The following is a 17473-nucleotide window of genomic DNA, read 5'->3' as shown; positions in this document are numbered from 1 at the left end:
TATTTAATGGTTAATTAATATCTGTTTGTAATAGTTTAAGGACTGATTTTAGAAATTCTCTTCTAATAGCATTTTGCTTTTCCCCGCTTGTTTTTCTTTTTGATAATTAAAACTGATCTCACGAGTTGTCAGCTTGCTGAATTGTTCTTTGGTATTCGCTATCTGGTTCATTACAATTTTGAATCTTTCTATAAATAACACAACCTGATTTTTATCGTATTTATCTGCATTATAAGTTAGTACACAGGTAACACTAGATTCATTTTCATAAAAATCGAATGACATATTATGAGTAATTGCAGCTTCTTCCTTAAAAATGATACTTTTTTCAAACTCGTTTCCTTCTGTTGATTCTAACTGCACCCAATCCTGAAAATCATGATTTTTATGATAATTGTATTTGATATTGAAAACTGCAGCTTCATTTTGTTTATAAAAAGAATCAGCCGTTTTTTTTGCCAATTGAAAATCAGTAAAAAGATTTTCCTTTAACTCAGTTATTCTAAAATTCAAATCGTTGTAAACATCCAGCAGTAATTCGTCGTTACTGATATTGGTAACAAATGGTAAATCCAATTTATGCCATTCATTAGGTGCTTCTTCCGGAATTGAAATATGAAATGCAACCTCATCATTTTCAATATATTTTCGTACTGTCGTTTTTAGAGAAAACAATACTGAAGTAAAAAGATCACCACTGTTTGAATCTGATAATTTTTCTAATCCTTCTTTTAATTCTTCATTAATAGAAAACTGAAACTGAGCTCCTGACTTATCCAATTTTTCAAGAGTTTGTTTTTCAAAAGGAAATACAACATTTGAAAATTCATTTTTGAAAACCGATTTCCAGTAATCACTCATTTCGATTTCTCTTTTATCTTCTTCAGATAGAAAATCAACAAGCTCTAATTTTATTTCTGGTTTGGTTATTAATTGAAAAACCAGTGCTTCAAAATGTGTAAATACTTTTTCGATAAATGATTTTTCGTAGATATCTGTATTGTAATTTATTTCAAGATATAGTCTCTCATTGTCTGAAAATCTAAATGACAAATCAAACTGCGAAGTTTTACGTGTTGAGGCATAAGGTTTAATGTAAAGGTCTACCAGTTTTTCATCATCTTCCATATTTAATTTTGTCTGATTATGTAAAACAATCAGTATATCAAATAATAAGGCTTTGCTTCTGTCTCTTTTTAACTGCAGTTTATCAATCAATTCATCAAACGGATAAAGCTGATTTTCGTAAGCTCCCAGAATAACTTCTTTTTCATGCTGCAATAATTCTAAGAAACTGTTTTTTTGATTTATTTTGGTTCTTAGAGCCAGCGTATTTAAATAAAGTCCTATTTGATTTTCTAAATCAGGATGTTCTCTTCCTGCAACCGGAGTTCCTACAACAATATCATTTTCTCCTGTATATTTACTTAACAACGTGTTGATTCCAGCTGTTAATACCATGAACAATGATACATTCTGCTCTGTAGAGAAATCTCTTAACTGTTGCGAAAAACTGTCTGAAAACTCATAACCTAAATAGTCTCCATTATACGTTTTTACTGAAGGTCTTATTTTAGAACCAGGCAGTTCAATAGTTGGAAGATTTCCTGAAAATTGATCTAACCAATATTTCTCTGAAATTTTATATCCTTCTTTTTCAATTTCATTGTTAAGCCAGGCTGCATAATCTTTATACTGAATTCTTAATTCTGGTAAATTCACTTCTCTTTCCTGAATAAGAGCATTGTAGATAGAAACAACTTCTCCAACTAATAATTCAGATGACCAGCCGTCTCCAATAATGTGATGCATTGATATAAAGAATACGAATTTACCTTCAGCGGCTTTTATTAATGAAGCACGAACCAGAGGTGCTTTTTCTAAATCAAATCGAATCGCATTTTCTTTTTCTACATAAGCGGCTAAATTTTCTTCGGTTGTTTCATTAGAGCTGAGATCAACATAATTGATACTAAAATCCAGATCTTCAACAGGCACTATAAACTGTCTTAATTCTTCATCTTCATTAAGTTTGAAAGAAGTTCTTAAACTTTCGTGTCTTTCGATAAGATGGATAAACGATTCCTGGAATTTTGGAATAATTAAATTTCCTTCAAGTCTAAAAACAGTCAGCATATTATAAGCTAAAGAAGCATCTTCAAACTGGCTGATTAACCAAAACTTTTTTTGCGAAGCCGTTACCGGATAAGAATCAGCAGGAGCAATTTTTTCAATAAAGAAAGATTCTGTTTCTTTTCCTTTTAACTGTCCTGATAAGGCATCAATAGTAGGATTTTCAAAAAATGTTTTTACAGAAATATTTAAGCCTATTTCTTTTTTGATTAAGTTGAGAATTCTAACAACTAATAAACTGTGTCCGCCAAGATTAAAGAAATTATCAGTTACACCAATTGTTTCTACTTTTAGTATTTCCTGCCAGATTTGAACTAATTTTTCTTCTGTTTTATTTCTTGGCCCTACATATTCTTTTCGGATAATGTCTTTCTCAGAAATTTTAGGAAGTGCTTTTCTGTTGATTTTTCCATTCGATGTTAAAGGCAGACTTTCTAACTTCACATAATACGACGGCACCATATATTCTGGCAGTACTTTAGATAGACTGGACTGAATTTCTTTTTTATCTAACTGTGTTTCTGAAACGTAATAAGCAATTAAAAACTTCTCCTCGTTATTTTGGCCTACTGTTACAATAGATTGGCTTATGCCTTCGATTAATGCAAGATTTCTGCTTATTTCTCCTAATTCAATCCTGTGCCCTCTTATTTTTACCTGATCGTCAAATCGTCCTAAGTATTCGATATCACCATTTGGAAATTGTTTTACTTTATCTCCGGTTTTGTAAAGTTTCGCTTCTGTTTGAAGAAGTGTATCTTTAACAAATTGCGTTTCTGTTAATTGCAGATTATTCAAATAACCATTTGAGACACCATCTCCCCCAATAACCAATTCTCCTTCAACACCTACAGGACATAGTAAAAAGTTCTGATCTACTACAAATACATTGGTATTCGAGAACGGTCTTCCAATTGGAATACGATCGTATGAATTTTCCAGATCAACAACATGAAGTAATTTCCCAATAGTTGTTTCGGTAGGTCCGTAATGATTAACAATGGTAATAGCAGGCTTTTCGTTTTTGATTTGTTCTACAACATCAACGGTCAGCTCTTCTCCGCCAAAAATGATCATCTTGTTAGGAGACTGGCTTTTTAAGTTTAATGATTTCCAATAACTTGGCACAATTTTAATACAATCGATAGAATGATTTTCATAATATTCCTGAATATAATTTACATCTCTTAAACTGTCTTTCGAAAACAAATGCAGCGTTTTTCCAGTCAGTAAAGAACCAAAAAGAACTGTGTTTCCTAAATCTGTAGCCAATGTAGACATTAAGGCAAAAGAGTCATTCTTTTGTATTTGAATTTTAGATTTTAATCCAAAAACATAATCGTTTATATTTCTATGGCTTACCACTACTCCTTTAGGATTTCCCGTAGATCCTGAGGTATAAATCACATAAGCATTATCTGAAATGTTGATTTTTTCAAAAACAAGTTCTTTACTGTTTTCAAATTCTTTTTGTTCGTCTAATGCAATTATATCTGCATTTACATCTTTAAAAATAACAGCATCTAAACTGTTTGTAATAACGAATTTTGCTTTGGTATCCTCAACAATAAAACGGATTCTTTCTAATGGATAATCTGAATCTACAGGAACATATACCGCTCCTATTTTTAAAACAGCCAATAGTCCTGTTATTGCTTTTTCGATATGGCTGTTAAAACAAATTATAATTTTATCTCCTCTTTCAACATTTTGTTCAGAAAGCTGTGCTGCTAATGCATTTACTTCTTTAGATAAATCTGCGTAAGTAATATTTTTTTCCTCAAATGCAATTGCTGTAACATTAGGATTATTAGCAGCTTGTTCCTCAAACAAATCCACAATAGTTTTATCTTTTGGATACTCTACAATCAAATCATTGAAATCAAACAATAACTGTGTTTTTTCGTTTTCTGTCAGATAATCAACTTTATTGACAGCGACATCAGGATTAGCAGTAAACTGGTTTAAAAGAATTTCGAAATGCTGAAACATTCTTTTAATTAAAAACTGATCGTAGATATCTGTATTATAAGTAATTGAAAGGTTTAAGTTTTCTGCTTCGATGAACATAAAGTTCAGGTCAAACTTTGAAAAATTGCTTTCAAAATCAACTGGTTCTATTTTTATACCGCTTAATTCTTCGCTGATATTTAAATTAGCAACCTGGTTTTGGTTTTGTAATACTACTAAAACATCAAATAAAAATGAACGGCTGCTATCCTGAGCTAAATTTAATTTCCATACCAATTCATCAAAAGGATAATCCTGATGCTGATATGAGTTTAATAATAGCTGCTTTTCTTTTAACAATAATGAAGTAAAAGTTTCCTGCTCTTCTAGTTTTGTCCGGATAGCAACAGTATTTAAATAAGGACCAATCTGGTTTTCTAAATCCGGGTGCTCTCTTCCTGCAACCGGCGTTCCAACAATAATATCATCCTGCCCTGAATATCTTGACAAAAGTGTATTTATTCCTGCCATTAAAGTCATGAATAAAGTAACATTTTGAGTTTCTGAAAATGACTTTAATTTTTTAGTAAATTCTGCCGAATAAACGTGTTCTATCTTGTTCCCGTTATTAGTTTTTATTAAAGGGCGTTTTTTAAAACCTGGCAGTTCTAATACTGGCAATTCACCAGAAAATTGATCTAACCAATAGTTTTCAGAAATTTTGTTTTTCTCTAAATGGGTTTCATTTTGTGACCATGCTACATAGTCTTTAAACTGAATATTTAACCCTTCTAATTCAGTCTGGTTTCCATTTAATAAGCTATTATATGTGCTGATTATTTCTTTAAGCAAAATTAATGATGACCATCCGTCGCCAATAATATGGTGCATTGTAAAATAGAATACATGCTGATTTTCATTTACTTTAATTAAATAAGCTCTTAAAAGTGGTGCTTCTTCTAAATTAAATGGTTCTGCGTTTAAGCTGATTAGGTAAGGTTTAATTTCTTCTAATGAATTAAAATGCGACAGATCCTTTTCAGTAATTTCAAAAGCGGCTTCGTTTACTGGTGTAATATATTGGTGAACTTCTCCATCCTGATTTGATTTGAAAAAAGTTCGCAGGATTTCATGACGTTCAATAATATTTTTAAATGCTTCGTTGAATTTTAACTTGTCAATTTCTCCCTTTAATAAGAAAGCACTAGGCATATTATATGCAATAGAACTGCTTTCTATTTGCGAAACAACCCACATTCTGTATTGTGTTGAAGATAAATTGTAATATTCCTGAGCTTGTACTTGTGGAATAGCCTCGAAAACAGATTTCTTCGATTCTGCGATTAGTTTTGCCTGTTCTTTTAAAACCGGATTAGTAAATAAATCATAAATGCTGAGTTCTACATCAAAATTTTGCTGAATTCTAAGTCTTAATTGAATAAGTTTAATACTGTTTCCTCCTAAAAACAAATAGTTATCCTTTAGTCTGATTTTTTCAACATTTAATATTTCTTTCCAGATCTGAATTAGTTTTTGTTCTGTTTCATCAGCTTGAGTTTCATCTTCAGTTTCATTATTATCTGCAGCTAATGTATCGTCGATTATTTTTTTCAGGACAACCGGATCAATTTTACCATTAGCATTAATTGGCACTTCGTCAAGGGCAATAAAACGAGAAGGCATTTCATATTGAGATAAATACTCAAGACAGTGTTTTCTAATGTCGTTTTCATTAACAGCTGCTGATTTATAAAAACATACCAAAATTACATTTAGTAAATCTTGTTGATAGGTAAGGCATTTTACCATATCGACCTCTTTTAATTTCAGGATAGTCTGCTCGATTGTATTAATATCAATACGAACCCCATTAATTTTTACCAAACCATCTTCTCTTCCTGTAACGATAGTATTTCGCTGCGAATCATATTTTCCGTAATCGCCTGTTTTATAAATAATATCTGTTGAAGCAGTTAACGGATTTTGTATAAATTTATCAGCTGTCAGCTCCGGATTTTTGTAATATCCTTTTGTTAAAAATGGCGTTTTTATGTAAATACTTCCTACTTCGCCAATCTTGCAAAGTTTATTTTCTTTATTTAAAATTAATATGGCAGTATTTGAAATTGGCTGTCCAACACAAAACACATCAGATAATTCCCCTTGAAGTTCTTGTTCTATTCTATAAAATGTGCTAAGAATTGTAGCTTCTGTAGTTCCGTAGAAATTGATAATTTCTGTGTTGTTTCCGTGACATTCTCTCCAGTTTACAACATCTTTGTTATATAATTTTTCTCCTGCCAGCAATATGTATTTCAAATCAGGAAATGAAAGATTTTTGTCTTTACCTTCAGAATAAATACTCAAAATCCTGAATAAGGTTGGCACCATGTGAAGCACCGTAATATTATAATTTCTTATCCAGTTTTGCAGTTGAATAATATCTTCTTTCGTTTCAGAATTAATTAAACAAAGTGTGCTTCCGTTAATCAACGCCATAAAAACAGCCTGGATTGAAGCATCAAATGAAAAAGAAGGCAGTAATCCTATTTTATCTGATTCTTTTATACCCAGCTCTTTAGATTCCCAGTGTATAAAATGACTCAGACTTTTATGACAGCCCAAAACGGCTTTTGGATTGCCGGTTGAACCTGAAGTGAAATAAATATAATTAGGATCATTCTCTCCAAATTCTAAATTTGGATTTTCGTCAGATAAAGGAGTTTTGCTCGTTACATCTACGTATGTTTTATTTGAATAGGCATACAATTTATGTTTTAACGCTCCATGGCTATCAATTAATAATGTTATGATAAATGGAATAGAATAATCGAACGAGTCACTGAATTGATGTAACAGCGGAAGATCTTCTGAAGCAGTAATATATACTTTTGGAAGTATTGTGGTATATAATTCTTCCCAATGATTGCGTTTGTACTTTTTATCAATTGGCAGATAAATCGCTCCTGACTTTAAAGCACCAAGTAATGAAATAACCTGTAATCTCGGATCTGAAAAATAAACAGTTGCAATATCATTTCTAGATATGTTATTATTAAGCAAAAGATGCGCCAGCTTATTTGAATATTGATTTAGCTCCTGATATGATATATTTCCTTGATCGCCTTGCAAAGCAATATTGCTGCCTTGGCTTTGTACTACACTTTCAAATACGGTATGAATTATTTTTTTGCTCATTTGTATATATTTTATTTATTAGAAGCATTTTTTATATGTTAGAAACAATCCAAAAATTATATTTGGTTTCCAGTTTTTCCAATGCTGATTCATTTTAAAATAAGCTTCAGGAATTTTGTCTCAGTTCATGATTCAAATGCAATAAACAATTTGATTTATTCAAAAGTAGCAGTAACATAAATCTAAATATTACGGATTTTTCGTAAAATAATTACGGGCTTAAAAATTCAACAAAGAGCTAAATCCCAATAAAATAAGGTATTTACAACTTTAATCTCATTTTCTATTTAATTTTATGGACTACGGAAAAGAGATTTTTTTAAACGTGATGAATTTTAATACAAAAAAAAAGGGCTGACTTTAATTAAAAAGCCAACACCTAATTTTGTTCTTTTAGATACTTCAAAAAGTACCTGATTTCTAATATAAACTAACTTCTTTAATTGGTTCAGATTCGAGCTGATTAACAATTAGTTTTTTTAACCAGCTATTTGATAGTTTTGGAAAAACAATACCATATTTGCTAAAAATCTCATTGGAGTCATTACTTAAGTATCTTACATTTCTTTTTTGTGAAAGATATCGGTTAACCCAAATATTATAGCCATAAATACATTCGTATTCTTTTTCAGATCCTTTAAAATTAATTACTTCATTGTTAAAAACTGCATCGTCAACTATTTTACATGGATAACCAATATTGTTCATCATTGAAGCAATTTCTTTAATTGAGAAATAAGCTGTGTTTTCTAAATGTATACAATCTAAATCACACTCAATTTTTTGTAATGAAATCGATGAAACTATATTAGAAATAACATCAACATAAGAAAAAGAGATTTTTTCGTTATAAGAAGCTGGAATCTGATTTAGCGAAATGATTCCGTTTAAGACCTGAATAACCCTATTATCTGTTGCATTTTTTTGAAATTTACCTGTTACAGAATGTGCTCCAATATGTCCTACACGATAGATCTTACCTTTTAGTCCTTCACTAAAAGCTGTTCTTACAATTTTTTCGGCATGAAACTTTGACTTTTCATATCCAGACAAGAATTTTTGATTAATATCAAAATGATGTTCTGAAAAATCCTGTACAGAAGCTGTTGTATAACCGCTGACTGCCAGGGTTGAAATATAATGCAGTGTTTTTTCTCTGCCTTGTTTTGCAAAAGATATAATTTGTTCTGTGCCATACACATTTGTATCATTTAAATCATCAAATGATTTTACAAGGTTTACATTGGCACCACAATGAATTACAACATCTATATGATTTAAAAGATAATTGTAATCGTCCATTCCTAAATATCTTTTAGACAAATCTCCCAATACTATATTCGTGTTGATTTTCTCCGAAAGCATTTCTCCGGGGAAATAAAAATCTAAAGTATCTTTTAGTTTTTGTTTCGCATTATATAAATTTTCCGATTTAATGAGGCAGAATACCTCAGCATCTTCTAAAAGCAGATCCCTTAAAACACTCGATCCTAAAAAGCCGGTTGCTCCTGTTAGTAAAACCGTTTTGTTTTGTTTTTTCGCTGTTTTATTAATTGGAAAATTCAACATTGTTTTTCCAACTGTACAAACATTATTGTAATACAGCTGGGCAAAATCGCCTAACTTTTTGTTCTTTCCAAAGTCAGTATAAGCTGCCAAATATTTTAAAAAGAGATTGATCATATTGTGTATCTCCTGACTAGTGAAACAAGCGGTATTGTATTGAATATCAAAAATTAAACTACTGCCAATAAATCTTCCTGTAAAGAATAATTTATATTCATTATTATTCTTGTTTGATCTCGTAGGGCTGGTCGTATAATGCGACGGAGTCAGTTTTAAAGAAGAATTGCCATATGATTCTGGAAATTTTCCTAAATAATTAAATCGAATATCAGCCTTTAATTCTGCTTTTTTTGAAAAAATCTCCTGGCAGGAATTAATATTATTAGCATAATCTGTAATAGGATCCATGAATTCTTTCAGCAGCTGAACAGACCTATGGCTTTCGTCAAAATCTACAGGAAGCGTTGTGGACCACCATGAAACAGATCTGCTTAAATCTATTCCTTCATTTTCTTCTGGTCTTCCGTGAAACTCCATATCAACAGTACACTCCCCAGTATTGTAAAAATCAAAAAGAGAACTAATAAAACTATTCAGGAAAAAATCCTGAAGTTTTAAATGACTATCCGATTCGGTTTCTAAATACTTTAATTTTTCAGCATATTCAGCAGCAACAACAACTGAAATTACAGCGTTCGAATAATTTGTATTGCTTTTACTTATTGGAATTCTTTTTATTTTATTGCTGATGCCTAAAGGTTTTCGAAGTTTTGGCTGTGCCAATTTTTCGGTTTTATTATAAAAATGATTCTGAATCTGTTCTTTATTTACAGGTAAAACTCTTTCTATAGTTAAGGATTCATATCTCCATAAAATTTCTTCTAACAAAGTATTCCATGAAATGGCATCGGTAATGAGGTGATGACTTACAAAAAATAAATAATTCAGATTTTTAGCCGTATCTGTAATCAAAGCCGATTTAAACAAAATTCCTTTTTCTACATCAATATTATTGACCAAATCTCCAGTAATCTGCAACAGCTGATCTGTAAATAATTTATCTGAATTTAAATTATAGACAACCAAAGGCTGTGTTAGATTTATGTTATTTTCCGGCAGATAATCACCGGCAGCATTTATAAATTTCAAGCTGTAACTTTCGTGAGATTTTAAGGATTCTTCAATCGCTTTTGCTAATAACTGGGCATTAATATCTCCCTCTATATCAAACAATAAAGTCTGTGTATAAGGATTTATATCTAATGACTCATTTTTTAGAAATGATAATTGAGAACTTGTAAATTTTAAATCTGAAGATTCAAAAGTGTTATTTTCTAAAGAATTCTTCTGCGATTTTTTCAACGCAATAAAATGATCCAAATAAGGGTTATCGTATAAATCTGTAAGGTTCACATCAAATCCGTTTAATTGTAATTTGCCTACAAATTTGATTGCACTAAGAGAATCTCCGCCAGAATCTAAAAAATGTTTGTTACTGTGTCCCAGCCCAAATATCTCCTGCCAGCAATATAATACATTATCTTCCCAACTGTTTAAATCAAGATCTTTAAGTCGTTTGGCACTTTTATTAGAATGCTGTTTTCTTAAGGTTTTAAAATCAATTTTTCCGTTTCCGGTATAAACAACTTCGTTTTGAATATAAATATGTGAAGGGATTTTATAATCAGGCAATAGTTTACTTAGCCATGACAGCAATTCTTGTTTTTTTAGACTTTCTTCTTTAGCTATTTTTATAAAGCATTCTATATTAGCAGTTTCATTTTCATAAAATGTATTCAGCCTGCAATATAAAATTTTTGGATGTTTATTTAATACCGATTCGATTTCATCCAGTTCAACACGGTGTCCTCTTATTTTAATTTGATTATCATTTCGCTTTAGAAATACAACATTTCCATCGCTGTCTATACTACAGATATCTCCGGTTTTGTATCCGTAGTTTTTTGTTTTTTTATTAAAAAAGAATTTCTCTTGTGTTTCACTATCATTATTAAAATATCCTATTCCAACACCTGGCCCTTCGATGTACAATTCGCCTTTTCCATTTTTTTCGTTAACCAAATAAGCATTTCCTTTTCCAATAGGTTTTCCAATAGGAACACTATTTTCTGTTCCCAATGTTTCTGTTACAGGATATACCAGAGCCCCAACAGTGGTTTCGCTTGGTCCATAATGATTTAGTATAGATGAAAAGAATTTTAGATCTTTAATTTGTCTAACGAGTTTCCATGGAAGTTTTTCTCCTCCCAAAACTAAAAAGTCGATTTTATAATCTGCTTCAAAATTTAAAAAAGGAAGCATAACTTCTATATGAGAAGGAGTGGTTTTTATAAAATTGATTTGTTCCTTTTTTAAGACAGAATTAAAAATGGAAGGATCTCGTGATTCATTTCTGTTAAAGATATAAAGCATTCCGCCGGAAATTAAAGACAATAAAAAATTGGTATGTCCTAAATCTGTCGAAAAATTGGTAACGTGTGCTGCATTTAGCTGGTCCGGGCTTTTTAAAAGTTCATACAAATTGCTGACATAATGCATTACGTTATCATGCGAGATTTTAATTACTTTAGGCAGACCTGTTGTACCGCTTGTTGTAATCATATAGCATATTTCGCCTGTTGTATACGAGTTTAACAGTTCTTGCTCTTCCAGTTTTTCCAGCAGTTCTGATTCATGCAGAATTTGAGTTTCGGACAACATTTCTTCTTTATCATTATCCCAATCTCTCACAATAATGTAAGTTGGCTGTGAAGATTTTAATTTATTTTTAAGTACAAGGATTTCATCATCATCATCTAACAATACTGGTATTCCTCCTGCATAAGCAATTCCCCAAAACAACAATATAGTAGCTGTATCTTTTTTAGTCAAAAGACCTATTCTGTCATTTAATTTTATTCCACTGTTTTTTAATCTTGCAGCCAGTTTTAGTGCAGATTTTTGTAAATCAGAATAAGTATAATGATTACTGCTGTCCTTAATCGCAATGCGATCAGGATAATTATTTGAGATATGCTCAAATAAATCGGTTAATTTTTTTTGCTCTTGTATCATCTCAAAAAATGTCAAATGAATAATTAAATTGAATTATGGGTAGGACTGTCTTGTCGGCCTGATCGAAATATTATCTAAATGCACATTTCCGGGCATTTGAACCAAAAACTGAACAACTTTTGCTACATCATCGCCTACAAGCACCGGCCCGATTTCGTTACAGTAATTTTCGAACCAATCCATATCATAACCTGCAGATTCCTGAAAATTTGTCGAAACCAAACCTGGCTCAATCAACGTAACTCTGATTCCTTTAGGTCCTAATTCTCTTCGCAGGGCTTCTGTTAAACCATGAGTTGCAAATTTTGTAGCTCCGTAAACAGAGTTAAATGGAGAAACATTTCTTCCTATCGTTGAACCTATTACTACAATATCTGAAGGAGTTTCGGTATCTGAGCCTTTTTCTCTTTCGGCTATCATAACCTGAGAAATTGCTTTTAACTGATGCTGCAAGCCAAGAACGTTTATATGCCATAGATTTTCCCATTGCATTTCATCTGAAGTAATTAATGTTCCCGGCAGCCCTCTTCCGGCACAGGCTACAAAAAGGGTTGGACTTACATTCCAATTTTCGTAACAAGCCTTAATACATTTTTCGAGGGTTTCTTTATCTGTAACATCACCAGCAATAACAATGGCTGTTTCTGTTCCGGTTTTTGTATTTATTTCTTGTTTTAATAAATCCAATTCTTTTTCGTTTCGTCCGTTTAAAACAATTCTAAAACCATCAGAAGCGATACGTAATGCAGTATTCCTGCCTATGCCTGAACTTGCGCCGGTTATTATTCCTACTCTATTTGTGTTTTTCATTTTATTATTTTTTTCTTTAGTAAATGTTTTAAAACTCTTCGCTGATTTCAGAAATAATTGCACTGAAGAAATCTTCCTGTTCCAAAAGTTCCTCCTGGCTCATTATCAAATTCAAATAATTTATAAGCGGATACTGCTGGTCTTGAGATACTGTTTCTAGTAATTTTTCAAATTCCTGAATCAATTTTTCAATATCTTTTTTCCCAAATAAATCAGTATTGTAAGTAAAACGGCACTGCAGATTATCTTTAAATAAGTCAAATTCAAGTAAAAGATCATACTTACTGGCTGTCTCTTCTTCTGCATACTGACCTGCTTTAATAGAACTTTCGTTAATTACTTCGTACTCGTTTAGATTAAGCATGACATCAAAAAGCGGACTTCTGGACAAATCCCTGCCCTGATTTAGGTCTTCTGTTAAAATATCGAACGGATAAGACTGATTATCAAAACAACTCAGCACAGTTTCTTTAATAGTTTCTATAAAATCCTGATATGTTTTGTCTTCTTCTAAAAATATTCGCAACGGAAGTGTGTTTACATAAAATCCAACCTGATCGTCTAAATCTGGGTGAACTCTTCCTGAAACCGGGCTTCCGATTATTATTTCTTTTTGAAGAGAATTTTTGTATAAGACCATAGCTGCAATACCAAGCAGATTTAAAAAAGGTGTACTTCCGGTAGTATTGGTTAATTTTACAAAACTCTCAAAATTCTCTTCTTTAATTAAATAGGTCAGCATAGAACCATTGTAAGTTTTAAAATTAGGTCTCTTATCAGCAAAACTTAGATTTAACTGTGGTATTTCTCCCAGAAACTGATTAAGCCAAAAATTTTTCTGATTCTTGTATTCATCACCTTCTATTGTTTTTAACTGCCAAGCAGTAAAATCTTTGTACTGAATACGCAAATCCGGGAGTAATGGCTTTTCAAGGTTTTTAAAAGCGTTATAAAATACCTCTATGTCTTTTTTAAGGACTTTATAAGACCATCCATCAAAAATGATGTGATGAAAATTACTGTAAAACACAAATGTATTTTCAGCTGTTTTCAGCAAAGCAAACCTTACCAGAGGACCTCTTTTTATATCAAATGGTTCAAGCGAATCTTTAGAAACATAATCAAATACTTCTTTATAAGGATTTTGATTTTTAGTAAAATCATAAGTCTTTATTTTTAGCCCTAATTCTTCGTTAGTTTTCACAAATTGCCTGAAGTTTCCATTTGCATCTTCCTGAAATACTGTTCTTAAAATTTCATGTCTTTCTACAACAGCATGTAAAGCCTCAATAAAAAGATCAGGATCATACCCGTTTATCACCAATTTCATTGGCATATTGTAAGCAACAGAACTTTCTTTTATCTGACTTAAGGGCAGTAATCGTCTTTGTGCAAATGAAACAGGATAACTTGTTTCTTTTTTTAATAAAGGAATGGTATCGTTAAAATTCTTTTCTTGTGAAACAATTTGCTCAGCCTGAGATAATAATGTAGGATGGATAAAGATTTCACTTATCTTAAAATTTATATTGAATTCTTGTTTAATTTTCGAAATCAGTTTCATAGCCTTCATACTATGTCCTCCTAATTCAAAAAAGTTATCATGAATTCCTACTTCTTTTAAAGATAAAATCTCCTGCCAAATTTCAGCTAGTTTCTTTTCTATGTCATTTTTTGGCGCCTCATACTCTTTTCTAATAAGATCTTCTCCATTAATCCCTGGCAGAATCTCACGATCTATTTTTCCATTAGGTGTTAATGGCAGACTTTCTAACCTTACATAAAATCCCGGAACCATATATTCTGGCAGTTTATCCTTAAGAAAAGCACGAAGGGAAGATTTGTCCAGTTCTTTTGTGCTTATATAATAGGCTGCTAATATTTTTTCACCATTGACTTCTTTTACGGCTGCAACCACCTGTTTTAAATCTGTTGAATATTGAAGCAAAGCCGCTTCAATCTCTCCCAATTCTATCCTGAAACCGCGTATTTTAACCTGATGATCTTTTCTTCCTAAAAATTCTATGTTTCCGTCAGGAAGCCAATAAGCAAGATCGCCGGTATCATACATTCTTTCATTCTCAATAAAAGGATTAGTAACAAACTTTTCGGCAGTAAGCTCTGGTTTGTTTAAATAACCTCTTGTAACTCCTTCTCCGGAAAGATATAATTTACCCGATATGCCAACAGGAACAGGTAAAAGAGATTCATTTAAAATCCAGGCTTGTGTATTTGACATTGGGCGCCCGATAGAAATAGTTCTGTTTGTTTTTGAAATTACAAGATGACTTGTACTGTAAGTGGTATCTTCAGACGGGCCGTAAAGATTTCTTACTTCCATTTTTTCTATTGGCAGCTGGTCCACAATATCTGTCGGCAGAATTTCTCCTGCCATATTAATGACCTTGATATTTTCTAATGAAATCTTATCTTCTAATAATTTTCTAACTACCGAAGGAACCGTATTAAGCAGGACATTTTGATCTGTATTTATATAGTTTTCTATGTCCAGTGCATTTTTTAAAATACGTAATGTTTTTCCGATTGCCAGCGTGAAGAAAAATTCATAAACTGATAAATCGAAACAATATGACGTAACTCCATATACCATATCGAATGCGCTTTTGGCATATTCTTCTTTTGACCAGTTTACCAGTGCTATTGCATTTTTATGCTCTACCATAACTCCTTTAGGGTTTCCGGTAGTTCCAGAGGTATATATTATATAAGCTAAATCTTTTGGAGTATTCCTGTTTTCAATATTTACAACTGAATACTTATGCTGTTCCTCGTAAAATGACTGCAAAAAAGATTCATCGATAATAATCCTGCAGTTACTGTCTTTTTCTATATATTCAATTCTGGATTGAGGATAAGAGAGATCAATGGGCACATAAGCAGCTCCGGATTTTAATATACCCAGAATAGCCGTTATCATACGTTCGTTTCTTTGCAGCTTTATACCAATAAGATCATCCGGCTGAATATTGTAATGTTTTCTTAAATAACCGCCCAGCTGATTGGCCTGTTCGTTTAGAGCCTGGTAACTTACTTTTTTATCTTCAAAAATTACGGCAGTATGATCTGGTGTTTTTGCTGCCTGTTGTTCAAATAATTGTACAATAGATTTATCTTCCGTATAATAGGCAGCTGTATTATTAAAATCCGTTAAAATAAGCTGCTTTTCTTTTTTACTTAAATAATCAATATCCAGAATTTTAGTTTCCGGCTGATCGATCATTTCTGTAATCAGCTGTTCAAAATGAGAAGCAATTTTTTCAACAAAAAAAGCATCATAAATATCTGTATTGTAATTAATTTCTAACGAAAGAGAATCTGTTTTTTCAGTAAAAGAAAAAGCAAAATCAAATTTTGATGTTTTAGTATTTAGTTTATACTCTTTAAATTCTAGATTTTCTAATTTACCACTTTCAAAATTATTAAGTTTAGACTGGCTTTGCAGTATAACCATCACATCAAATAATACCGATCTGCTGTTGTCTCGTTTTAATTCGAGTTTATCAACCAATTCATCAAACGGATAATTCTGATGTTCGTAACTGCCTAGTATTACATCTTTTTCATGGCGCAATAAATCAATAAAATTAAAGCCTTTATCGATCTTCGTTCTAAATGCCAGGGTATTGAGATAAAGTCCTATTTGGTTTTCTAAATCAGGATGTTCCCTTCCGGCAATAGGAGAACCTATAATAATATCCTGCTGGCCGGTATATCTGCTCAAAAGTGCGTTGATTCCGGCCATTAAAGTCATAAACAAGGTAACGTCGTGTTTATGTGAAAAAGCCGTAAGTTTTTCTAAAAATGTAACTGTAAACTGGTGGTTAACAAAATCACCATTATAGGTCTTCATCAATGGACGTTTCTTCGAACTAGGCAATTCAACCACAGGAAGTGAGCCCGAAAATTGATTCAGCCAGTAAGTTTCTGCTTTTTTATAAAGCTGCTGCTGCGATTCTTCGTTTAACCATGATGCATAATCTTTATACTGAATTTTTAATTCTGGCAGACTTATTTCTTTTGATTCTATCAAACAGTTATAAATTGTTATAACTTCTTTCACCAAAAGCTCTGATGACCAGCCGTCTCCAATAATATGATGCATAGTCATGAAGAAAACATATTCATTTTCTGCTGATTTAATAAGCGAAACACGTACAAGAGGTGCTTTCTCTAAATTAAAAACGATTTCTTTTTGGTTTGTAATGTATTCCTCTACAGCTTTTTCTGTTTCGGCATTTAAACTTAAATCAATATAATTTAAGCTAAAATCCAAATCATGCATAGAAGTTATAAATTGACGCAGATCTCCTTCTTCATTAATTTTGAAAGAAGTGCGCAGGCTTTCATGTCTTTCTAAAAGATGAAGAAAGGATTGTTCAAATTTTACTACATCTAATTGTCCTTTTAGCTTTAAAGCAATTGGCATATTGTAAGCTAAAGAAGCGTCTTCAAACTGGCTTACAATCCAAAAGCGGTTTTGAGAAGCTGTCAAAGGATAAGAATCTGCTTTTTTGACAAGCGGAATTTCTACAATTTTGTTTTTAGATAAAATCGTCGATAAATAATCTATAATTTCCAGTTTATGCGTTTTCAACAATTGAAGGGTCTCATCTTCTATATGATTATATAGCAGCGATATTTCCAGCTGATCGTTTTTCATCTTAACTATTACGCCTTCTTCTCTTAATCTTTTAATCAATAAACGTATTTCCATATGCTT

4 protein-coding genes are annotated in these 17473 nt (G+C 31.7%); all 4 read right to left on the bottom strand.

The window, feature by feature from the left end:
• Nucleotides 1-48: 48 nt before the first annotated feature.
• The 4 genes from FJOH_RS10895 to FJOH_RS10880 all read right to left on the bottom strand — a co-directional run bounded on the left by FJOH_RS10895 (nt 49) and on the right by FJOH_RS10880 (nt 17467).
• A complete protein-coding gene (locus FJOH_RS10895) occupies nt 49-7281 on the bottom strand; it encodes a non-ribosomal peptide synthetase (RefSeq protein WP_012024163.1) in 7233 nt (2410 codons plus the stop codon).
• A 420-nt stretch (nt 7282-7701) separates the two neighbouring features.
• Nucleotides 7702-11922: an AMP-binding protein gene (locus tag FJOH_RS10890; RefSeq protein WP_012024162.1), complete on the bottom strand. Its 4221-nt coding sequence runs from the start codon at nt 11920-11922 to the stop codon at nt 7702-7704.
• A gap of 33 nt (nt 11923-11955) precedes the next feature.
• Nucleotides 11956-12732 carry an SDR family oxidoreductase gene (locus tag FJOH_RS10885; RefSeq protein WP_012024161.1) on the bottom strand — a complete coding sequence of 259 codons (777 nt, stop codon included), beginning with the start codon at nt 12730-12732 and terminating at the stop codon, nt 11956-11958.
• A gap of 28 nt (nt 12733-12760) precedes the next feature.
• Nucleotides 12761-17467: a non-ribosomal peptide synthetase gene (locus FJOH_RS10880; RefSeq protein WP_012024160.1), complete on the bottom strand. Its 4707-nt coding sequence runs from the start codon at nt 17465-17467 to the stop codon at nt 12761-12763.
• Nucleotides 17468-17473 lie beyond the last annotated feature (6 nt).

This window comes from Flavobacterium johnsoniae UW101 (assembly GCF_000016645.1).
Lineage (GTDB): Bacteria > Bacteroidota > Bacteroidia > Flavobacteriales > Flavobacteriaceae > Flavobacterium > Flavobacterium johnsoniae.
This window is presented reverse-complemented; position numbering and strand designations above follow the sequence as displayed.